The organism is Dyella japonica (genome assembly GCF_040545895.1).
Classification (GTDB): domain Bacteria; phylum Pseudomonadota; class Gammaproteobacteria; order Xanthomonadales; family Rhodanobacteraceae; genus Dyella; species Dyella japonica_D.
This window is the reverse complement of sequence record NZ_JBEPMU010000002.1, coordinates 199708-222458: the sequence shown is the minus strand read 5'-3', so window position 1 is coordinate 222458 and position 22751 is coordinate 199708. Positions and strand designations below refer to the sequence as shown.

Sequence of the window (22751 nt, the reverse complement as noted above, 5' to 3'; positions counted from 1 at the left end):
TTACCAGATCTTCACGCGATCCGCCGGTGCGAGATACAGCGTTTCGCCCGCCTTAGGCTGGAAGGCGTCGTACCAGCCGTCGAGGTTGCGCACCGTCTGTGCACGGAAGCGGCCCGGTGCGTGCTCGTTGCCGATCACGCGCTGGCGCATCGCGGCATCGCGGATCTTTTCGCGCCAGGTCTGGGCGTAGGCCAGGAAGAAACGCTGGTCACCCGTGAGGCCACTGATCACCGGCGCCGGCTTGCCGCCCAGCGACTTGTGATAGGCGATATAGGCAATGGTGAGGCCCGAGACGTCGGCAATGTTTTCGCCCAGCGTCTGCTGACCGTTCACGTGCAGGCCCGGCAGGGCTTCATAGGCGTTGAACTGCTCGACCAGTTTCTGGCCGGCGGCCTTGAAGTGCGCCTGGTCGTCGGGCGTCCACCAGTTGGCGAGGTTGCCCTGCGCGTCGAACTCCGCGCCGAGGTTGTCGAAGCTGTGGCTGATTTCGTGGCCGATCACGGCGCCGATGGCACCGTAGTTCGCCGCGGGGTCTGCCTTCGGGTCGAAGAACGGCGCTTCGAGAATGGCCGCCGGGAAGTTCAGTGCGTTCTGCAGCGGCAGGTTCACCGCGTTCACCGTTTGCGGCGTCATCCACCATTCGCCGCGATCCACCGGCTGGCCGAGCTTGGCGAGCTGGTGCTCGTACTCGTACTTCTCGGCGCGCTGCTGGTTGCCCAGTGCGTCGTCGGCCCGGATCTCCAGCGTGCCGTAGTCACGCCAGGTGTCCGGGTACCCCACGCTCACGCGGATGCTGGCGATCTTGGCCTTGGCCTTCGCACGCGTGGCGGGCGTCATCCAGTCGATGTGATTGACGCGCTCATCGAAGGCCGCGAGGATGTTCTTCACCATCTGCTCGACCTGTTGCCTGGACGAGGCAGGGAAGTATTTCTTCACGTAGATCTGGCCGACCGCGTCGCCTAGCGCGACATTGGTGCTGGCAACGCCGCGTTTCCAGCGATCGCGCTGCTTAGGCGTGCCCGACAGCGCCTGGCCGTAGAAGCCGAAGCTGAGGTCGGCATAGGCCTTGGGCAGCAGCGAGGCGCTTTGGTTGAGCGCGTGGAAGGTGAGGTAGTCCTTCCAGGTCTGCAGCGGCTCGCTGGCGGTCAGCGCGGAGAGTGCCTTGATGGCCGGCACCTGCCATACATCGACCACCTTCTGCTGGTCGAGGCCGGCCGCCTTGAAATAGGCATTCCAGTCGAGGCCGGGTGCGTTCTTGGCGAACGAGGCCAGCGGCCACGGATTGTTGGCCTTGTGGATGTCCTGGCTGTCGACGATGTCGACCTGCGCCTTGGCGATCTTGGTTTCCAGGTCGAGGATCGCCTTGGCCTTCGCGTCGGCATCGGCCATGTTCGCCTGCTTCAGCAGCGCCGCGATGTACGTCTGGTACTTGCCGCGCGTCTCCACCATCGCCTTGTCGTCGGACAGGTAATAGTCGCGCGTGGGCATGCCCAGGCCACCCTGCAGCAGATACGGAATGTTGCGCGAGGCATCTTCCAGGCCGTGCGACACGAACAGGCCGAACAGGCGTTCAGTGTGGAAGTTGGTGGCGTTGACCGGATCCACGTCGGCACGAAGGCCGTCGCCGAGCACACGGGCGAGATCGCCCTGGTTGCCGATGGCATTGATGGACTTCAGTTCCGGTTGCAGCGGTTCGAGGCCACGCTTTTCGATGCCGGCCTCATCCATGAAGGCGGCGTAATAGTCGGCGATCTTGCGCTCGTTGGAGCCCGCGGCCGCCTTTTCCTTGCCCGCGGCCTGGATCAGCTCGGCGTTGCGCTTCTCGGCCTTCTGGAACACTTCCAGGAAGATGCTGGTGCTGGAGCGATCGGCCGGAATCTCGACCGTCTTCTTCCAAGTGCCGTTCGCATAGTTGTCGAAATCGTTGCCCGGCAACACGCTGTGGTCGATGGCGGCCACATCGATGCCGCTGGGGCCACGCGTGGCCGCGTGGGATGGGGCCGGCTGGGTCGCCGTCGCTGCCATGGCGCAGGTGCTGGTGAGCGCCGCGGCCGTGAAAATCCAACGAAGTTGCCGCATGGGCCGTCTCCAGATGAGGGAAAGCACCAACGATAATCCCTCATTCCACTGTCGCGGGCATGACTTCTGGGCTACGGCCTGGAGGGGCCCGCGTGGCGCGCCGCGGGCTAACGCTCGATGCGATAGTTGAGCGAGGCGCGGTTGAAGTCCGTCGCGCTCTGCGCTTCGAAGTTCCAGCGCGCGTTGAAGTGGTAGCGCAGGGTGATGACCTGTCCCGGTTCGAACAGGCCCACGCCGTAGCTGATGTACAGGCGTGGCGAGAGGTACTTGCCCACGGTGAAGGCGGAGCCGCCGTTGAGTGCATCGTTGCTGCTCACGCCGATGTCGTCCACACCCAGGCGTGCGCCGATGCTCTTGGCCAGCAGGTTGCCGGTCGCCGAGCCAAGCGCCTGCGCCGCCGCGCCCACCATGTTGCCTTCGCCGCCCTTCACCTGCGACAGCGGCTTGCCGGTGATGAGGTAGGAGAGCGCATCGGACTGTTCCATCGGCGGTTGCGAGAACACGGTGAGCACCGGTCGCTGCGCGGTGCCTGCGATGTTGAGGCCTACCTGCTGGCCATCGTCGATGGTGGCGTTGGGGTTGAGTTTGCGAACGGCGCGGATGTTGAGGCCCGGGTTGTCGATGGGCGTGCTGGCGAACAGCAACTGTCCGCGGTCGATCTGCAGGGTTTGGCCATAGGCCTTGTATGTGCCCGCCACATCGATCTGGCCTTGGCCCGTGGTGGCTCGTCCCGGTCGCTCGCTCACCACCAGCTGGCCGCGCAGCGTGCCGTCCAGGCCCATGCCCACGAGGTGCGTCTTCTTGCCCAGGTTCACCGTGATCGTGGCGGAGATGGGCGTCCGGCTGGCGGTGTCCTCCTGCTGTTTTTCGTCGACCACCACGACATCCGGTGAGGCCTTGGTGGCGCCGGCGCCGGGCAACTTGTCGAGATTCACATCGGCGCTGTCCAGCGTGACGCTGCCGGTGATGTCCAGGCCCTTGTCGTCGTGGCGCACGGCAAGGTCGGGCGATATGGCCACCTTGGCGGCCGGAATGTCGATCGCCTTGAAGTTGCTGCCCTTGACCGACAACACGCTTTGCGCGTCAGCGCCGAGCGCCGCGGTGCCTGCAAGCACGACATTGCCATCGCCCGAATGCAGCGTGCCATCGATGCGGAAATGCCGCGCATCGGTGGTGCCGATGGTGACGCGCCCCTGATTGAGCTTGAGCCCCATGCCGGGAATTTCCGCCGAGAGATCGGTGAGGTTGGCCTGCCCGCTGATGGCCGGTTGCGACAGCGTGCCGGCCAGGTTGAAGTCGCCGTTCATGGCGCCCTTGGGATTGACCACTTCGGTGGTGAAGATCTCCAGCAGCCTGAGGTTGCTCACATGGATGCCCACGTGCCCACCGAGCGATTGCTGCGCTCCACTGATGCTGACCTGGCCATCGATGCGTCCGTTGTTGGTCAACCCCGCATGCAGTTCGATCTGCTGGTTCGATGGACTCAGTTGCGCCGTGAGCGCGAGATTGTCGTAGGTCACCAGCGGCTGGTCCGCGCGATCGGCGTAAGCCACGGAGCCGCGCGGCGAGGTGATCGATGCGTTGCCCGTCAGCGCGCCTGCCGTGTTGCGACGCAGGCTGCCGCTGCCATCGAGCGAGCCTTCCACGCGCATCGGGATCTTGCTGGTGCTTACCGCGCTCATGATCAGCGCGATGGGCAGGTTGTGCAGGCGATAGCTGGCATCGAGATTGCCCGCCTTGTCCTGTTTGGCGGCCGCGCACAACAGCGGTTCGCCCGCGGTGAGGCAAAGCTCGGAGAGATTGAGCGCGCCATCGTTATAGGAAAGCGAGGTCGACTGTTGCAGTCGCCAACGCGGCAGGCCAGCGAAGTCCACGTTGAGCGTGGACAGCGCGCCATTCCACGACGAACCCTTGAGGCTGCCGCTCAGCGCGAGATCGGTCGACAGTGGCGAGCCGTGTGCGGTCAGCGTGAGGTTGTGGCGTTCGGCCGTGCCATCGCCGCGCACGTTGACCTGCGTGAACGCGAGGCCGCCGGCCGTCACGCCGCTCGTCTGCAAATCGAGCTTGCCGCCGGGATGACTGATGTCCGGCGCGTTGGCGAGCAGGCGCAGCGTATCGACGTGCTGGTCCGCGTAACTCAGCGCGCTGCCCTGCAGGTTGGCATCGACCGCAAGCCGGGGATATTTGCCGCGTACCTGGATAGTGCCCTGCAGGCGGCCCGCAGCGTCGGGCAGCCAATCGCCCAGCGACGTCACCGCGAGCTTGATGGTGATGTCGTTCGCGTTGCCCGGCCTGGCGTCGATCTGCGCGTCGCTGCCGCCCGAGACGAGATGCAGCTTGCCGTCGACCACGCCTTCGGGCGGCAGATGAAGCTTGCCATCGCCGTGCACGGTACGGTCGCGCAGGCGGCCGTCGAATTGCCTGATCTCCAGCGTGACGTCGGGATGGTCTTGCGGCAGCGTGCCTTGCGAGGCGACGTCGAAATCCAGCGAGCCGTTCCACTTCGCCAGCAGATGACCCGGATCGAACCGGTGCGCGACGGCTTCCAATTGCCAGCCCAATGCCGGTTGCAGGTCCAGCGTACCTTTCGCCTGCAGGTCGCCCTGCGGTTGCTTGATGGTGAGCGCGTGCAGGTTGATGAGCTTCTGCGTGCCATCGAGATCGAGCGTGACATCGGCGAGCTTGCCAGCCGGGCCGATGGCGAGCGTGCTTTCGGCGTGGAACTGGTTCGGGCTGCCCTTGGCGGTGAGACTGCCGTGGCTGAGCAGCGTCTGTCCTGCCATCTGTTCGGGCAGCACCACGTCTTTCCATTCGACGGTGACGTCCGCGGCAAGCGGCTTCGCTGCCAGTTGCACGACGCCGTGCACGCCAACGCCACCCGTGAACTGCGGCGAGGCGATGCCGAGTTGTTCGATCGTCAACGTGTTGAGGTCGTCGCTGAAGCGTGCGGTCAGTGGCTGCACATGCAGTTGGTAGTCGTTGAGACCCAGCTCGCCGTTGAGCGTGCCGCTGCGGCGATCGCCGCTGCCGGTGAGCGCTACGGACAGGCCGGTGAGCGAACTTTCGCCGAGCAAGGGCTTGGGATCGAAGCGCGGTGCATCCAGTTTGGCCGACCATGCGTAGTTGCCGCCTTGTGCCAGTTCCAGTTGAAGCCGCACAGCGGTGGGCTGCGTGAGTTGCAGGTCGACGTGTGCCTGCTTGCCGTCGCCGCGTGCGGCGAGTTCACCGGCGTATTCGGTGCCGCCCAGGGTCCACGCGAAGCTGGCCTTGCTGTCGCCCTGGTATTTGCTGCCCACGACGATGTTGCCGGTGAGATCGGCATGGCCTTCCGGCGCACGCAGTGCGAGCTGGCGAAGTTCGATGCCGCGACGGTTGGTCCAGCTGCCGGCAACGTCGAGCGAGTCGGAAGCGAAGACGGATTGTCCAGCCTGCGTGATCTTCACCGAGCCAACGTGCGCGCGATCCAGCAGCATGTCGAACGGTGGCTTCCACGAGAAGCCGCTTTCGCTTTCGGGTGACTCAGGCTCGCTGGGAGGCAACGCCACGTCGACGCCATCGGCCTGGAGGTCGAGCACGTGCAGTCGCTCGCGGAAGAGTGCGGGCACGCGCAGATCCAGATGCGCCCTGGCGACCTTCACGTCCAGTCCCTTGCCATCGGCATAGCGCAACCCCGCCACGTCGAGTGGGCCGACGAGGCGACCATCCGCCGATTGCACGGTGAGCTGTCCATGCGTGAAGCCTTCCGCACGTGCCAATGCAAAGCGCAGGCCCGGTACTGTACCCAGCAGCCACGCGACGAAGGCAAGCAACACCAACAGCAGCGCAAGCAACGACAGCAGCGTCCAGCGCAGCCAGTGGCGGCGTGGGCGAGGCGCGGGAGCAGGGGCGGTCGTATCTGTCATGCCATCGTCACTCACAGATCCGGACCGATCACGACGTGCAGTTCCACGCCGTGCTCATCGGGGTTGTGCACCGGCGTGCCCAGATCCACGCGGATCATACCCACCGGCGAAAGCCAGCGTACGCCCAGGCCCGCGCCGATCTTCGGACGGTAATCGGTGCCGTTGAACGCGTTGCCTGCGTCGATGAAGGCCGCCATGCCCCATTGCCGCGTGAAGTAGTGCTCGACCTCCGTGCTGCCCACCAACAGGTTCTTGCCGCCGATCACACGGCCGAACGAATTTTTCGGACCGATGCTCTGGTAGCTGTAGCCGCGTACCGAGCGGTCGCCACCGGCGAAGAAGCGCAGCTGCGGCGGCAGGTCATCGAAGTTGTCGGTCCAGGTGGCGCCGGCGGAGCCGCGCACGATGAAGCGGTTGTTGCCCCAGAACGTGGTGATCCATTTGCCGTCGGCGGTCACCTGGCTGAAGCTCGCGTCGGAGAGCAGCGAGCCCACCGTGGTGCGCGCGGTGAACACCAGCGACCAGCCAGTGCGCACGAAGATGGGGTTGTCGCCCGATTTGCGCGATAGCGAAACTTCGGGATAGAACAGGTTGCTCTGGCCGTGTTCCAGACCTTCCACGTTGTCCGCTTCGCCGGGTTTCTGGCCCACGGTGAAGGTGCCATCCAGCGCATGGATACCGATGGTGCGCACCCAGCCGTGCCACTCGCGCGTTTCGTTGGCGACGAGTTCCAGCGTCTTGGATTTGGACGTGTCGGTATTGGAATCGCGATACGTGGCGCCGTAGTTGAAGCTGCGCTGGTTGGGGCCGGGCAGCGGCACGGTGTACAGCGTCGACAGCGTCTTGAGGTTCTGCGCCACGATCAGCTCGTTCTTCCACTTGTGACCGCTGCGGTTCACCCAGCGGCGCTCCATGCCCAGGCGCACGCCGAAGCCGGTATCGGTGCCGATGAAGGGGCCGCCGGTGTAGATGGTGCGCTTGGCCGGCGCCAGTTCCACCTTCACGTCGACCACGCCGTTCTTCTTGTCGTCCACGTCGGGCAGCACGTTCACCACGGAGAAGTAGTCCGCGCCGTTCAACGCCTGCTGAAGCTGCAACAGTTTGTCCTGCGCGAAGTACTCGCCGGCCTTGAACGGCACGTAGCGCTGCAGGAAACCTTCCTTGAACTGTGAGCCTTCGAAATGCACCTCGCCGAACTTGTAGCGCTGGCCCGCCTGCCATTCGAGGTGGATGGCGGCGCTGCGTTCGCCGCGGTTGACGTCCACGCGGTGCGTGACCAGTCGTGCGTCGAGAAAGCCGTTGGCGGTGAGCGTGGCGCTCAGCGTGTCGCGATCGGCATCGTAGTCGCCGTGGTTGAGCGTCTGGCCCTTGAGGTTCTCGATGGCGCGCTGGGCGCGGCGGATGGCCGGGATTTTCGCGGCCGTGGCATCGAGCTTCACGTCCACCGACGTCACCGTCACTGGCGCTCCAGGCGTGACGTGCAGCGTGACGCGCCAGTCGTTGCCCACCGGTTCGAGCTGCCCCTGCACCTTGGCTTCGTAGTAGCCGTAAGGTTCCAGGGCCGTCTTGGCCTGGTCCAGCGACTGCTCGTAGAGGCGGCGCACCTGCGCCTCGGTGACGTCGCGATTGGCGTATTCGGACAGATCCACGCCCGAGCTCACGGCGAGCTTGAGCGGGTCTTCCACACCATCCACCACCAGCTGCACGCCTGCGTGCGCCAGCCACGGGGCCAGCAACAGGGGCAACAGCATGAGGCGTCGAAGTCGGCGCATGCGCTCCTGATTCCATCCTGGAAAGGTCGGCGTGCACGCGCCAAGAAACGCGTGCCGTCCAAGCTTAGCCGATCGGTCGGCGCGACCTCATGAACGTCGCGTCGACGCGTCGAGGGTTTTCAACCCGCCTTGTCGCCGGCCTTGTGCGCAATCCATGCGCCGATCACGGCCGATACGTACGGAATCGACTGCGCACCGAGGATGAACATCCACAGCGTGCCTTCCACGTAGTGCGTGCCGAAGCGCATCCCCATGCCCACGATGCAGCTCACCAGCGCGATGGCCATGAGCAATTCCTCGCGCACCGGGGCAAACGCGGCGAAGTTGCTGCCGCCCAGGCGCCGGCTCTTGGCGGTCACCACGAACGAGGTCTTCTCGCGCGTGAGGCCGTGCAGGATGCCGCGGGCGATTGCATGCGACAGGCTCATGCTGGCCAGCGACGCCATCAGGGTGTCGTACCAGCTGCATGGCACGCGCACGCGGTACAGCACGATGCCGAAGATGGCCTTGGCGAAGAAGAAGCCGATCACCGGGATCAGGAACAACTGCATCGGCAAGTTGAAGAGGGTGGGGAAGGCCACCATGCCCGCGGTCCAGAAGATCGCCATCATCGTGAAGATGAGGTGCAGCGCATCGGCGAACCAGCTGAACCAGCCGGTGAGGAAGTGGAAGCGCTGGCCGGAGCTCAAGGGGCCGCGCTTGGTCATCCAGTCCCAGCGGCCCTTGAGGATCTGCATGGCACCGAACGCCCAGCGATAACGCTGGCTCTTGTATGCCTTGAAGTCCGCCGGCGTGAGGCCCTTGCCCATCAGTTCGTCGACGTAGACCAGTTCGTAGCCCGCATGCATCAGGCGCAGGCCGAGTTCGGCGTCTTCGCAGATGGTCCATTCCGACCAGCCGCCAGTGCCTTCCAGCGCGGAGCGACGCACCATGGTCATGGTGCCGTGCTGGATGATGGCGTTGCGCTCGTTGCGATGGTGCATGCCGATGCGGAAGAAGCCGTCGTACTCCCACGCCGTCATGCGGCGGAAGCGATTGTGCTCATAGTCACGATGCGCCTGCGGGCACTGCACCACGGCCACCTTCGGGTCGTGGAAATAACCGGTGAGCGCGGCCAGCCAGTCTTCGCGCACGGTGTAGTCGGCGTCGATCACCGCCACCGCGTCGGCGCGCGGGTCGGTTTCCTTCAGGCCGAAATTCAGCGCGCCGGCCTTGAAGCCCGGCCACGGTTCCAGATGGAAGAAGCGGAACTTGCTGCCCAGCTTTTCGCAGTATTCCTGCACCGGTTTCCAGATCGCCGGGTCCTTGGTGTTGTTGTCGATCACCAGGACTTCGTAGTTCTCGTACTTGAGCGCGGCCAGCGAATCGAGCGTGATGATGACCATCTCCGGCGGCTCGTTGTAGCAGGCCAGGTGGATGGACACGAACGGCTGCTTCTCCACCGGATCGGGCGGCAGCAGGCCGGCATGGCGCACCCAGCCGCGGCGCCACAGCACCTCGGTGAATTCGAAGCCGTTGATCAGCAGGATGGCGAGGATGGCGATCTGTGCCGGGAACAGCAGCACCAGCATCGTCCAGTCGATCCAGCTCAGGTAGAAGTTGAACGGCAGCGTGGCCGACCACGTCACCAGGCCGCAGGCCAGCTGGATCAGCGCGCAGAAGAAGAAACGGCCCGTTAGCTTGAAGCGGCTGTAGCGGCGCGCGAACCAGATCATCGGAATCAACGCGAGCAGGCTGGCGCCCAGCGCCTTCCACGGCCACGCGGTGTCTTCGGTCACCGGACCGGTGAACGGGAACTTCGGCTGGCGATCGGCGTTGAACATGCCCCAGTACGCTTCGGTGCGGCCCGACAGCGCTTCCTTCCAGGGCTGGTCGAACGCTTCCATCACGTAGTAGTCGATGTTGCGCTTCTTCGCTTCGTTGAACCACGTGCGCAGGAAGATCGCTTCATTCGACACCGACGGGTCGGCGTACTTGAAGCGGTCGCCGTTGGACGGCCAGCCGATTTCACCGATCACGATGGGCTTGTTCGGGAACATCTTCTTGAGAGCGTCGTAGCTGCCCAACGCATCGCTCACCGCCGGAAAGGCTTCGAGGCCGCGGCCCTGGCCAGTGACGGCAATGCCGTTCCAGTAGGGGAACAGATGCACGGTGATGAAGTCGACGTGCTCGGCCAGCTCCGGATACTTGGCCCAGATGTGCCAGGGCTCGGCAATCGTCACTGGCTGGTGGATCGCCGCGCGCACGCGGTCGGCATACGCCATCAACTGTTCCGGCGGAATGTCGTTGCGGAACAGCACCTCGTTGCCCACGATCACGCGGTTGATCGAGTTGGGATAGCGACGCGCCTGCGCGATCAGCGTGTCGATTTCCTTCTCGTTGTTGTCCAGGCGCCGGTCGACCCATGCACCGGCCATCACCTGCAGGCCTTCCTTCTCCGCCAGGCGATACACCTGCGGGTTCTGCAGCGTGGAGTAGGTGCGGATGCGCGAGGTGTAGCGCTTGAGCAGCTTCAGGTCGCTGTCGATCTCGTCGTCGGACGGGAAGTCGTTCTTCAGCGGGTTCTGGTAGCGCTGGAAGGCCGACAAGGCGAAGCCGCCGATGGGGCCGTTCCAGTCTTCCGGGCCGTGCGGCAGGTTGCTCCACCACCACAGGCCGATGTTCATGGCCGCCACGATCAGGGCGAGCAAAATGGCTGCAAGCAGCGGGTGCCGACTGTCGTGGTTGGTTGATGCGTTGCTCAAAACGATCCCCGTGGCTGCCTCACACGAGGCCGAAAAGCATTGGAAGCTTAACCATGGAGGGCATTTGTCTCAATCGAAAGAGGGCCGGATGGTCAGCGCAAGGTCAGGCCGTTGCTTGCGGGGGCGCTGGCTATCGGCAGGGAGCGGCCATCCGGCACAGCGCTGCCACCAGGGTGGCCTGGCTGTGCTTGACCGTTTTTTCGAAGACATGCTTGAGGTGGTTGCGCGCCGTTCCTTCGCCCATCGCAAGCAGGCGGGCGCAGTCGCGCAGCTCGTGGCCATCGGCAAGCATGCCGGCCAAGGCGGCTTCCCGAGGCGTGAGCCCAAAGGCAGCGGCCAAGGCTTCCGGCGGCACGGGTCGTAGATGTTCAGGCGTCGTGACGAGTACCACCACCTCGGGCGGCGGCCCGGGCAGCGGCGACAGGCGCAGCAACAACGGGGCGGCGCGACGCGAGCGTCGCGGCAGGCCGAGATAGCGGGCAAGGGCTGGGGCATCGTCGATGTCTGCCGATGCCGCCATCAGCGCCACGGCGTGGCGAAGGCGGCGGGTATCGGCGGCCGTGGCTGCCTTGAGGCCGGTGGAGCCGTCGATCAGGCCATCGTGCCGCGCCAGCAGATCGCGCCCCTGGCGATTGACGAACGACGGTCGGGCCTGTGCGTCCACCAGGATCACGCCGATCAGCAACTGATCGAGCAACTGCTGCAGCAACGTGGCGTGCGCGCCGCCGTCGCGCGCCGTGGGCACGCGAGCTTCCCCTGCAGATGAACGTCCACGCGGGCGTGACATGACGGACTCCCGCTACCGGCCTAGTGCTTTCGCGCTGTCCAGAATGGGACAGGCGGGTCCGCCGCCGGCAGCGTATGCAGGAAGTTCCATCCTACTCCACCGTCCTGAAGGGCGGTGTCGCGGAGCACTTCATGGCTATCGATGAACAAAGACTTCACGCTTTCCTGGGCCGCGCCGTCAGCGACCTGGGCGCCGCCATCAGCGCCACGCTGATCCAGATCGGCGATGAGCTGGGCTTCTACAAGGCGCTGGCGAAGGAGCGCCTCACGCCGGCCGAACTGGCCGAGCGCACTGGCACCTACGAGCGCTACGTGCGCGAATGGCTGGGCAACCAGGCAGCGGGCGGGTATGTGGAATACGACCAATCGTCCGGCCGCTACGGCCTGAGCGAGGAACAGGCGCTGTGCCTGGCCGACCCGCATGGTCCGGTGGACGTGCCCGGCGCGTACGCCATTATCGAGGCCATGTTCCACGCCAAGGAACGCACGCTGGAACACTTCCGCAACGGCGAGGGCATGGAATGGGGCGAGCACCATCCCTGTCTTTTCCACGGCACCGAACGCTTCTTCCGCGCGGGATACAACGCCAACCTGATCGGTGCGTGGCTGCCGGCGCTGGATGGCGTGGTGGACAAATTGAGCAAGGGTGGCCGGGCCGCCGATGTCGGCTGCGGGCATGGCGCCAGCACGATCCTGATGGCCAAGTCGTTTCCCGCGACGCAGTTCGTGGGCTACGACTATCACGCGCCGTCCATCGACGTGGCGCGCGAACGCGCCGCCGAAGCGGGCGTGGTCAACGCCTCGTTCGAAGTGGCTGACGCCACCGGCTACAAGGGCAAGGACTTCGACCTCATCGCCTTCTTCGATTGCCTGCACGACATGGGCGATCCGGTGGGCGTGGCCAGGCACGCGCGCGATGCGCTCAAGTCCGACGGCAACTGCATGATCGTGGAGCCGTTCGCCGGCAACAGCGTGCAGGACAACCTCAACCCGGTGGGGCGTGTCTATTTCGGCGCATCGGCGCAGATCTGCGTGCCGGTATCGCTGGCCCGGCACGGCCCGGCGCTGGGAGCCCAGGCCGGTGAGGCGAAGCTGCGCGAAGTGGTAGTGGATGGCGGCGGCTTCCAGCGCTTCCGCCGTGCGGCGGAAACGCCGTTCAACATCGTGCTGGAGGCGCGGCCCTGAGCGTGGCGCTCATGCTCGTCGACACACCCTCTCCTTGCCGGAGCGGGTGTGTCGTGCCGATTATTTCAACAGCGAACGCAGCATCCACGCAGTCTTCTCGTGTTCCTTCAGGCGGCCGGTCACCATGTCGGCCGTCCCCTCGTCGCCGGCGCCGTCGGCCACCTTGATCACCTGGCGGGCCGTGTGGGCCGCGATTTCGTGGCCTTCGACCAACTGGCCCACCATGTCCTTCCAGTCGGGCACACCGGCTTCTTCCTTGATCGAGGTGAGCTTGCCGAACTGGCTGTACGAGCCGGGCGCGAACACGTCCAGCGTGCGGATGCGTTCGGCGACCTCGTCGGCAGCCAGCCACAGTTCGTTGTACTGGGTCTCGAACATGGTGTGCAGGCTGTTGAACTGCGGGCCGGTGATGTTCCAGTGGAAGCTGTGCGTCTTCAGGTACAGCGAATACGTGTCGGCCAGCAGCTTGGACAACTGGTCACCGATCTGTTCCCGATCCTTCTTGGCGATGCCGATGGAAATGGCCATGTGCTGCTCCTTGGAAGCGTGATGGAGTGAAACCTGGAGCCAGCTTAGTAAGCGGGGTGCGCGCGGTGAAATGAATCCTCCCGATGCCGGCGATAGCCCGCAGCTATCGACAGCCTCGTACTCGCAAGCCCATCAGCGGCTATCATCTGCGGTCCGATGACCCCGACTGCATCCAACGCCGCCTCCACCGACGCGCGACTGCGTCCGCTGCGCCAGGCGCTCGACGACGTGACCAGCCGCGACTACGGCCGCCTGCTCGGCCGGTGGCGCGAGCTGTCGCGCCGTTTCGACGAAAAGAAACTGGTCTCGCTGAGCGCCGACATCGAAGCGTCCGCAGCGAAGCGCAAGGCGCGCGCCGAGGCCAAGCCCGCCATTCGCCTCGACGAATCGCTGCCCATCACGGCACGTGCCGATGAAATCGTCGAGCTGATCCGCAAGCACCAGGTGGTGGTGATTGCCGGCGAAACCGGTTCGGGCAAGACCACGCAATTGCCCAAGCTGTGCCTGGCCGCGGGGCGCGGCGAGGCGGGCATGATCGGCTGCACCCAGCCGCGCCGGCTGGCAGCGCGTTCCGTCGCGCGTCGCGTGGCCGAAGAACTGGCCACGCCGCTGGGCGAGCAGGTTGGCTTCCAGGTGCGCTTCAACGACCAGGTGTCCGACCGCACGCTGGTGAAGTTCATGACCGACGGCATCCTGCTCGCCGAGACGCAGGGTGATCCATGGCTGAGCGCATACGACACCATCATCATCGACGAGGCGCACGAGCGCAGCCTCAACATCGACTTCCTGCTTGGCTATCTGAAGCGACTGGCGGTGAAGCGGCCGTCGCTGAAGATCATCGTCACCTCCGCCACCATCGACACCGAGCGCTTTGCCGAGCATTTCAGCGGCGCCCCCATCGTGTCGGTGGAAGGCCGCACGTATCCGGTGGAAGTGCGCTGGCGTTCGGTGGACGACGTCGCTGCGCGACGCGGACAACGCGCGGGCGATCTGCAGCAGGGCGGTGCCGATCACGTGGCCGCCGTGCTCGATGAAATCACGCATGACGACCCGCGCGGCGACGTGTTGATCTTCCTCCCCGGCGAGCGCGAAATCCGCGACGCGCATCTGCTGCTGTCGCGGCGCCAGTACCGCGAGACCGAAGTGATGCCGTTGTACGCGCGTCTATCGGCGGGCGATCAGGATCGCGTGTTCAAGCCCGGCAACAAGCGCCGCGTGGTGCTAGCCACCAACGTGGCGGAAACCTCGCTTACGGTACCGCGCATCCGTTACGTGATCGATTCGGGCCAGGCGCGCGTGAAGCGCTACAGCCAGCGCAGCCAGCTCGAACGCCTGCATGTGGAGCCGATTTCGCGCGCCGCCGCCGACCAGCGCAAGGGCCGTTGCGGCCGCGTGGGTCCGGGCATCTGCTATCGCCTCTACGACGAGGCCGATTACGAAAGCCGCGCCGCCTATACCGATCCGGAATTGCTGCGATCCTCGCTCGCCAACGTGATCCTGCGCATGCTCGCGCTGCAGTTGGGCGAAGTGGACGAGTTTCCCTTTCTCGAAGCGCCTGATCCGCGCGTGGTGGCCGATGGCTATCGCCGCCTTGCGGAAATTTCCGCCATCGACGACGCGCGCCGTCTGACGCCCATCGGCCGCACGGTGGCCAAGCTGCCGATCGACGTGCAGCTGGCCCGCATGCTGGTGGAAGCGCAGCAACTGCAAAGCCTGCGCGACGTGCTGGCCATCGTGTCGTTCCTGAGTATTCAAGACCCGCGCGAGCGCCCGGCGGATGCGCGCCAGCAGGCCGATGCGGCACATGCGGCATTTGCCGATCCGAAATCCGATTTCGTCGGCGTGCTCAATCTCTGGCGCGAGTACGGCAAGGCGCACGAAGACCTCACGCAGTCGAAGCTGCGCGACTGGTGTTCGCGTCACTTCCTGAGCTTCATGCGCATGCGCGAATGGCGTGAGCTGCACCGGCAGTTGCTGCTGGTGGTGCAGGAGTTGGGGTGGAAGCTGGATGCAGCGTCATCGCGAGAAGCCATCACTTCTCCCTCTCCCCTGCGGGGAGAGGGTCGGGGTGAGGGGGCGACCCTGCGAGGCGCTGCAAAGGCACAGGCTGTTGCCGTCGAAAGGAGGCATGGTGGGCAAGGCTCCCACGAGCACCCGCCCCTCACCCCAACCCTCTCCCCAGGGGGGAGAGGGAGTAATGGCGACGATGAGGCCTCGAAGCAATACGAAGCGATCCACCGCAGCCTGCTCGCCGGCCTCCCCACGCAAGTGGGCCACAAGGACGAGAAGGGCGTCTATCGCAGCACGCGCGAGCGTCGCTTCCAGGTGTTTCCTGGCTCGTCGCTTTCCAAGGTGCCGCCCAACTGGATCTTCGCGGCGCAGATCCTCGATGTCGGCGGCCGCGTGTGGGGCATGATGAACGCGCGCGTTGAGCCACTGTGGATCGAACAGCAGGCCGCGCATCTGTTGCGTTCCTCGTGCCGCGATGCCCATTGGTCGCGCAAGCGCGGCCATGTGGTGGCCTACGAGCAGGTCAGCCTGTTCGGGCTCACGCTGGTGGAGCGTCGCCCGGTCACCTTCCAGAAGCAGGATCCCGCGCTCGCGCATCAGATTTTCCTGCGCGAAGCGCTGGCACGCGGCGACATCGACGCGCGTGCCGATTTCATACGCGCGAACCAGCGCGTGCTGGAAGATGCGCGCGGCATCGAAGCCAAGCAGCGTCGCGAAGGACTGCTGCGTCACGAAGACGAACTCGTCGGCTTCTTCGAAGGCAAGCTGCCGCAGGACATCGCCGATAGCCGTGCGCTCGACGCGTGGTATCGCAAGGCGCGCCCGGCAGAGCAGGCCGCACTGCGCTGGTCGCTCGACGACGTGATGAGCGGTGGCGCCGGGCTGGATCCGAAGGCCTTCCCCGCATCGCTGGATCTGCCACCGCAGAAATATCGCCTCGAATACCGCTTCGTTCCTGGCGACGATGCGGATGGCGTTACGTTGCATCTGCCGCTGGCCATGTTGAACGCGCTGCCTGCCGCGCGCTGCGAGTGGCTGGTGCCCGGACTTCTGGCGGAGAAAGTGGCCGAGCTGATTCGCGGACTGCCCAAGGCGCTGCGACGCAACTTCGTGCCCGCGCCGGATTTCGCACGTGCCTTCGCGGAAGCCGAGGCGCCACGCGACGAGTCGCTGACCAAGGCGCTGGCGACGTTCCTCAAGCGCGCCACGGGCGTGGAGGTGTCGGCCGCCGAATTCGAATCGGTGGAATTGCCTGCGCACTTCCGCATGCGCTATCGCCTGCACGACGAAAACGGCAAGACGCTGGCGACCGGACGCGACCTGGCGGCCATCCGTGCGCAATGGGAAGGCCAGGCGCGCGAGGCATTTTCGCGAAAGACCGACATTGAGCTCACCCGCGAAAACATCGCCAGCTGGGATTTCGAGGAGATTCCCGCGCAAGTGCGTTCGGCGGGCGGACTGCTCGCGTTCCCCGCACTGGTTGACCTGGGCGACGCGGTGGCGTTGCGTGTGTTCGAACGCAGCGACGAGGCGCGCGAAGCGCACGTGCAAGGCGTCATACGTTTGTTGCGCAACGCGCTGGCCAGCGACATGAAGCAGGCGCGTCGGCGCTTGCCGGTGGGCAATCCGCTCGCCCTGAAATATGCGCCGCTCGGTGGCGTGGATGGTTTGCGCGAGGATCTGGTCGAAGGCGGCTTCCACGATCTGCTGGCGCGTTACGCGCTCGATGTGCGCACCGCAGGCACCTTCGAGGCGCTGCATACGCAGGCGGCGCGCGAACTGTTCGGCGCGGCGGTGGAGCGGCTGAAGCTGGCCGAACCGATCATCGAGGCGCAGGCCGATCTGAAGCCGTGGCTGCAACCGCCCCTGATGGGTTTTGCACGCGCGAGCTACGACGATCTGCGCGAGCAGCTCGATGCGTTGCTTACCCCGGGTTTCCTGCGCGAGTTGCCCACCTCGCGGCTGGCGCACTATCCGCGCTACCTCAAGGCGATGCGCTTGCGCGCCGAGCGTTTGCGGCAGGATCCGGCCAAGGACCAGCAGCGCCTGCTGCAAGTGCTGCCGTTCTGGCGCGAGTATCTCAAGCATCGCGCGGCCGGCACGGAAGGCCTGGACGAGTTGCGTTGGCTGATCGAGGAATGGCGCGTGTCGCTGTTCGCACAGGAACTGAAAACGCCCGAACCCGTCTCGGCCAAGCGCCTCACGCGCGCGCTGGAAAATCTCGCCTGATGCCCTCCGTGCATGAGCGCACCGGCGGTGCGCTCATGCACGCGAGGCTTACTTCACGCGCGTGATCGGCGCGGTGTCGTTGCAGCCATCGACGGCCGCCATCCAGTTGCCCATCAGCGAGCGGCGAACGATGACCTTGGGGTTCTGGCTGGACAGGCAGGACACCTGCGTACTGTCTGCCTGTTGCCACACCTGGCCATTGTCCAGGGTGAGCTGGGTGTGGCCGCTGAAGCCGGTGAAGGAACCCTGCACGTGCGCCTGCACGGGGCCGGCCTTCTCGCTGGTGGGGTAGAACACCGGCTTGCCTTCCTGGTCGACCACCTTGGTGACGACCTTGCCGTGACCGCTCAGCCAGTTGTCCAGATTCTTCAGTTCATTCGCCGAGAGCTTGTCCAGGCCGGCGGCCTTGAACTCCTCCGGCGTCATGCGCTGCTGCAGCGGCACGTACTGGTCGGCAGCGAAGGCGCCGAGGGGAACGGCAAGGGCGACACTCAACAGCAACAGCAGCGGGCGGGCCAGACGCATGGGGTAATCCTCTCGGGTGTAAGAACCCGTCCAAGGTCTCTGCGCGACGCACCGATCTTGAACAGGCTCTAATGGCTTGAACGTTGCTGGCGCAGCATACACGGCATGAACCGCCGGTTCATGCGAGGGCGGTCGGGCCTGTGACTGCATTAGAATGGCGCTCATGGTTCAAGCCGCACTCAACGCAAGCTCGGGTCTCGCCGAGTGGCGCGAACGCGCCGGCAGCGTGCCGCCCGTGCTGGGCGAGGCGCTGGATACGTGCGCGGTGCTGCCGATGAACCAGGCCGAATGCGTGGACGTGCTGGACCTGCTGGCCATGCTCGGCTGCGACACGCAGACCCAGGCGGCCGCCTTGTGGTTCGAGGTGTCGCGCATCGATCCGGCCTTGTGGGCGCTGCGCGAACCCACGCTGCCGCCCGACCTGCAGCGACTGGTCGGCGGGCAGGTGGCCGCCGAGAAGGTGTGGGCACTCCATGCGCAGCACGGTGCGGACCGCGGCGCGGAAGGCTTGCGACGCCTGCTGCTGGCGATCATCCGCGACCTGCGCGTGGTGTTCATCCTGCTCGCGCGCCAGCTGGCGCGCATGCGCGCGGCGAACGCATTGCCCGACAGCGAACGCCAGCCGCTGGCGCGCCTCACGCAGGACATCCACGCGCCGCTCGCCAACCGTCTCGGCATCTGGCAATTGAAGTGGGAACTGGAAGACCTGAGCTTCCGCTACCTGCAACCGGACACCTACAAGCGCATCGCACGCCTGCTCGATGAAAGGCGCGTGGATCGCGAGGATTTCATCCGCGAAACGCTGGGCGCGTTGCAGCGCTCGCTGGAAGCGGCGGGCATTCGCGCGGAACTGGCCGGACGTCCGAAACACATCTACTCGATCTGGAAAAAAATGCAGCGCAAGTCGCTGGAGTTTTCCGATCTCTACGACATCCGTGCCGTGCGCGTGCTGGTCGATTCCATCGGCGACTGCTACGGCGCGCTCGGCGTGGTGCATACCTTGTGGCCGCATCTGCCGGGTGAGTTCGACGATTACATCGCGCGCCCCAAGGGCAACGACTATCGCTCGCTGCATACGGCGGTGGTGGGCCCGCGCGGCAAGACGTTGGAAGTGCAGATCCGCACGCACGAGATGCATCGCATCAACGAACTGGGCGTGGCTGCGCACTGGCGTTACAAGGAGGGCGGTGCGGGCGACAGCGAATTCGAGGCCAAGATCGCCTGGATGCGCCGCCTGCTGGAGCCGCGCCCCGACAGCGAAAACGATCTCGCCGCGGAACTGCACACCGAGCTGCTCGAAGATCGCGTCTACGTGCTCACGCCCAAGGGCGAAGTGGTGGACCTGCCGCACGGCGCCACGGTGCTGGATTTCGCGTACCACGTGCACACTGAAGTGGGTCATCGCTGCCGCGGCGCGAAGGTCAACGGGCGCATCGTGCCGTTGACGTTCCAGCCTTCCAGCGGCGACCGCATCGAAGTGCTCACCGCGAAAGTGGCCGAACCCAGTCGCGACTGGCTGTCGACGCACCACGGCTATCTGCATACCTCGCGCGCCAAGGAAAAAGTGCGCACGTGGTTCCGCCGCATTGCGCACGACGCCAATCTCGCCGCGGGGCGCGCGATCTTCGAAAAGGAGATCAAGCGGCTGGCACTTCCCGCCGCCGACATCGGCAAGCTGCCTGCGCACTTCCATCTGAAGACGCACGACGAACTGCTGGTGGCGCTGGCGCTGGGCGAAGTGGCGCCGGGCCAGATCGCGCGCGTCTTGCAGGAAGCCTCCGCGCCCGCACCGGCGGCGCCACCGCCGTCCGCGGCCGCGCAGGCACGACAGGCATTGCGCGATCACAGCGCGCTCAGCATCGAAGGCGTGGGCAACCTGCTCACCACGCTGGCACGTTGCTGCCAGCCGTTGCCGGGCGATCCCGTGCGTGGCTTTGTGACGCGGGGGCGTGGCGTGTCCGTGCATCGCGCCGACTGCGCGAGCCTGGCGCGCCTGGCGCGACGCGATCCAGATCGCGTGATCGAGGTGGAGTGGGGCAAGGCTGCCGCCCAGGCATACGAGGTGGACATCGAACTGCGCGGCTATGATCGCAAGGGCTTGCAGAAGGACGTCACCAGCCTGATCAGCAACATGGGCACGCACATCATTGCCTCGTCCAGCCGCGTGTTTGCGCACACCGGCGAGGTGGAGATGCGTTTCACCCTGCGCGTTCGCGACTTCGAACAGTTGTCCGGCCTGCTCAGCCGGCTGGCGGCGCTGCCCAACGTGGTGGATGCGCGTCGCGTCAGCGGCGCCTGAACGACGTGCGTTACCGGCAGGGAGCTGATACGGCGCGATGTTAAGCTGCCAACGTTGACCCCACCCTCGTGAACCCATGAACGGACGCAAAGACCAGCACGACCACGGGTCGTCGGGCCGCACCGAGCCCACCCTCGGCAATCTCGACAACCTGGACGGGCCCGCGCCCAAGTCCCGGAGCGACGACGGGCTGCCCACGTTCACGCTGGATCCTGACCTCCGTCGCGGCGGCTCCGCGCGTCCGTCGGTACATCGGCCCAAGCGCCGTGGGTGGCTGGTGCCGCTGGCGGTGCTGATCGCCATCGGCGTCGGCACCTCGCTGTGGATCGGGCAGGACCGGCTGCGCGGCCTGGTGCCGAACACCGAACTCGACGGCATCCTGGGTCGCGCGGAAACGGCGCTGCAACAGGGGCATCTCGATGGCAACGATGGTTCCAGCGCACGCGAATTGTTCGAAGCGGCGCGCGCATTGCAGCCCGACAACGATCGCGCCCGCGACGGCCTGCGCAACGTGGGGCAGGCCGAGATCGCCCGCGCCGATGCCGCCTTGCAGGCCGGCAAGCTGGACGAGGCCGACCAGGCGCTCACCGCGGCGCGCGAACTGCTCGGTGGCGGCAGCGACGTCGATCGCCTGAGCCAGGCCTTGGCCGCTGCACGCAATGGCAAGGTGCCCACCGATCATCTGGTCGAGCAGGCCCAACAGGCCTTCGACGCGGGCAAGTTGCAGGGCGACGATGGCGCAGGCGAACTCTATCGCCGCGTGCTGGCGGCCGATCCCAACAACGCTGTCGCCAAGCATGGCCTGGAGCAAGTGGGCGACGCGTTGGCCGGCCAGGTGCACAAGGCACTGGACGCCGGCGACCGCGCGACGGCCTCGGCGCTGGTCGATCGCCTTGCCGTGCTGTTGCCCAATTACGCGGAGCTGCCGGCGCTGCGCGCCGCCCTGGTGCAGGTGGACCAGCACGACAACACCGCTCTCACCGATGCGATCAAGCAGGGCCAGGATGCGCTGCGTGATGGCCGCATCGTGGGCCCGGGCGACGATACCGCGCTGGCGCATTTCAAGGCGGCGCTGGCGATCGATCCCGACAACGGCGACGCCAAGGCCGGCATGGGTCAGGTCGCGCAGGCGCTGATCGTGCAGGCCAACGCCGCGCTCGACAATGCGGACAACGCCCATGCACGCCAGTTGCTGGATCAGGCGGCCGCCATTGCACCGCACTCGGCCGACCTTGCCGCGGCGCGTGCCCGCCTCGGTGGCGCACGCAAGACCAACGCAGCGCAGGTGGTCAACGACATCGCCAGCGATGCCGCCGCAGACAACAGCGACAACCTGCAGCATCCGCCGCTCACGCCGCAACAGAGCGCGGAGCTGGCGCGCACCGTGCAGCGCGCCGATGCCGCTGCACGGCAGGGCAACCTGATGCTGCCGCCCGGCGAAAGCGCGTACGACCTCTACCGTCAGGCGCTGGCGATGGACGGCAATAACGAAGCCGCGCGCCATGGTTTGGAAACGCTGCCCACGCTCGCCATCAGCCAGTTCAACCAGGCGCTGGCCAGCGGCAATCTCTCGGCGGCGGGCAATCGCCTGGCCGACGTGGCCGATCTCTCGCCCGGCAACGCCAACCAGGGCGAGCTGCGCTCGCGCCTCGCGGGCGCATGGATGGACCAGGCCGAACAGGATCTGCAGAACGGCGATCGCGCCAACGCGGCGCAGGCGCTGGACAGTGCCCGCAAGCTCGCACCCGGCAACCCGCGCCTCGCGACGTTGATGGCGCGTCTGCAATCTGGCGGGTGACATGACGGTCGTCGTGTTCGGTGCCAGCAGCCAGATTGGCCATTTCCTGCTGCCGCGGCTGCGCGCGCGTGGCGAACCCATCATCGCGCTGAGTCGCAAGCCGCGGCTGGAGCAGGCCGGCGTGCGCTGGTTGCAAGGCGACCTGCACGATCAGGTTCCCGACCTGGGACAGCCCACGGCGGTGATCAATTTTGGTCCGCTCAATGCATTCGCGCGCTGGCTGGCCTCGGCAGGGTTGGCCTCGTCCACGCGTGTCATTGCCACCAGCTCGATGAGCGCGGAGTCCAAGCAGGCTTCGGACGTACCCGCCGAGCGCGAGCTCTCGCAGACGCTGCGTGATGGCGAAGCGGCCGTGGCCTCTGCCTGCGATAGCCGCGGCATGGCCTGGACCATCTTCAGGCCGACGCTCATCTACGGTGCCGGCATCGACAAGAGCCTCTCGCCCATCGCGCGTCGCGCCAGCCGCCTGCATGTGTTTCCGCTACCGGCCGGGAGCGGGCTGCGCCAGCCGGTGCATGCGGACGACATCGCGGCGGCCGTGGTGGCGGCGCTCGATCATCCGGAAGCGGCGGGGCGCATCCTTCCGCTGGGTGGTGGCGAACGGCTCACGGCAGGTGAGATGTTTTCCCGCGTCCGCCGCAGCCTTACTACGCCCACGGTGCCGGTGCCGATTCCCGCGGCGCTGCTGCGTGCCGGGCGCCACGCGGTGCCGCGCCTGCGGGGGCCGCTTACCCGGCTGGAAGCCAACCTGATTGCCGACAACAGCGAATTGCAGCGCCTGCTGGGCATTTCGCCGCGTCCGTTCCAGCCCGACGCGGCTTGCTGGGTCCCTCAGGAACCCCTTTGAACGCGAGGGCGGGCAGGGTGCCGTCGCGATCGGCTGGTCCCTTGATC

Annotated in this window: 12 protein-coding genes; 5 read left to right on the top strand and 7 right to left on the bottom strand. The window is 66.0% G+C overall.

Annotated features, from left to right (window positions below):
- The 5 genes from ABIC75_RS07705 to ABIC75_RS07685 all read right to left on the bottom strand — a co-directional run bounded on the left by ABIC75_RS07705 (position 1) and on the right by ABIC75_RS07685 (position 11284).
- Positions 1-2079, bottom strand: a complete 2079-nt coding sequence (locus ABIC75_RS07705; protein ID WP_354013266.1) for a M13 family metallopeptidase — start codon at positions 2077-2079, stop codon at positions 1-3.
- Between the two features lie 107 nt (positions 2080-2186).
- Entirely contained in the window at positions 2187-5981 is a 3795-nt protein-coding gene (locus ABIC75_RS07700) for a translocation/assembly module TamB domain-containing protein (RefSeq protein ID WP_354013265.1), read from the bottom strand.
- Between the two features lie 11 nt (positions 5982-5992).
- A complete protein-coding gene (locus tag ABIC75_RS07695) occupies positions 5993-7753 on the bottom strand; it encodes an autotransporter assembly complex protein TamA (protein ID WP_354013264.1) in 1761 nt (586 codons plus the stop codon).
- 119 nt (positions 7754-7872) lie between these two features.
- Positions 7873-10419, bottom strand: coding sequence for a glycosyltransferase family 2 protein (locus ABIC75_RS07690; RefSeq protein ID WP_436407904.1), 2547 nt, complete (start codon positions 10417-10419; stop codon positions 7873-7875).
- Positions 10420-10627: 208 nt separating this feature from the next.
- Complete coding sequence (locus ABIC75_RS07685; RefSeq protein ID WP_354013262.1) at positions 10628-11284, bottom strand: helix-turn-helix transcriptional regulator; 657 nt, start codon at positions 11282-11284, stop codon at positions 10628-10630.
- Between the two features lie 131 nt (positions 11285-11415).
- Between ABIC75_RS07685 and ABIC75_RS07680 the strand changes: the two genes are divergently transcribed.
- Positions 11416-12468, top strand: a complete 1053-nt coding sequence (locus tag ABIC75_RS07680) for a class I SAM-dependent methyltransferase (protein WP_354013261.1) — start codon at positions 11416-11418, stop codon at positions 12466-12468.
- 60 nt (positions 12469-12528) lie between these two features.
- Here the strand turns inward: ABIC75_RS07680 and ABIC75_RS07675 are convergent, their stop codons facing one another.
- Positions 12529-12996 carry a Dps family protein gene (locus tag ABIC75_RS07675; protein WP_354013260.1) on the bottom strand — a complete coding sequence of 156 codons (468 nt, stop codon included), beginning with the start codon at positions 12994-12996 and terminating at the stop codon, positions 12529-12531.
- A gap of 156 nt (positions 12997-13152) precedes the next feature.
- On the opposite strand from ABIC75_RS07675, the gene hrpA reads away from it, so the two are divergent.
- Positions 13153-17235, top strand: a complete 4083-nt coding sequence (hrpA, locus tag ABIC75_RS07670) for an ATP-dependent RNA helicase HrpA (RefSeq protein WP_354013259.1) — start codon at positions 13153-13155, stop codon at positions 17233-17235.
- Positions 17236-17283: 48 nt separating this feature from the next.
- Here the strand turns inward: hrpA and ABIC75_RS07665 are convergent, their stop codons facing one another.
- Entirely contained in the window at positions 17284-17760 is a 477-nt protein-coding gene (locus ABIC75_RS07665) for a hypothetical protein (protein WP_354013258.1), read from the bottom strand.
- Between the two features lie 163 nt (positions 17761-17923).
- Between ABIC75_RS07665 and ABIC75_RS07660 the strand changes: the two genes are divergently transcribed.
- The 3 genes from ABIC75_RS07660 to ABIC75_RS07650 all read left to right on the top strand — a co-directional run bounded on the left by ABIC75_RS07660 (position 17924) and on the right by ABIC75_RS07650 (position 22704).
- Positions 17924-20059, top strand: coding sequence for a RelA/SpoT family protein (locus ABIC75_RS07660; protein WP_354013257.1), 2136 nt, complete (start codon positions 17924-17926; stop codon positions 20057-20059).
- 76 nt (positions 20060-20135) lie between these two features.
- A complete protein-coding gene (locus tag ABIC75_RS07655; RefSeq protein WP_354013256.1) occupies positions 20136-21857 on the top strand; it encodes a hypothetical protein in 1722 nt (573 codons plus the stop codon).
- Position 21858: 1 nt separating this feature from the next.
- Positions 21859-22704, top strand: a complete 846-nt coding sequence (locus ABIC75_RS07650; protein ID WP_354013255.1) for an SDR family oxidoreductase — start codon at positions 21859-21861, stop codon at positions 22702-22704.
- The last annotated feature ends 47 nt before the right edge of the window (positions 22705-22751 follow it).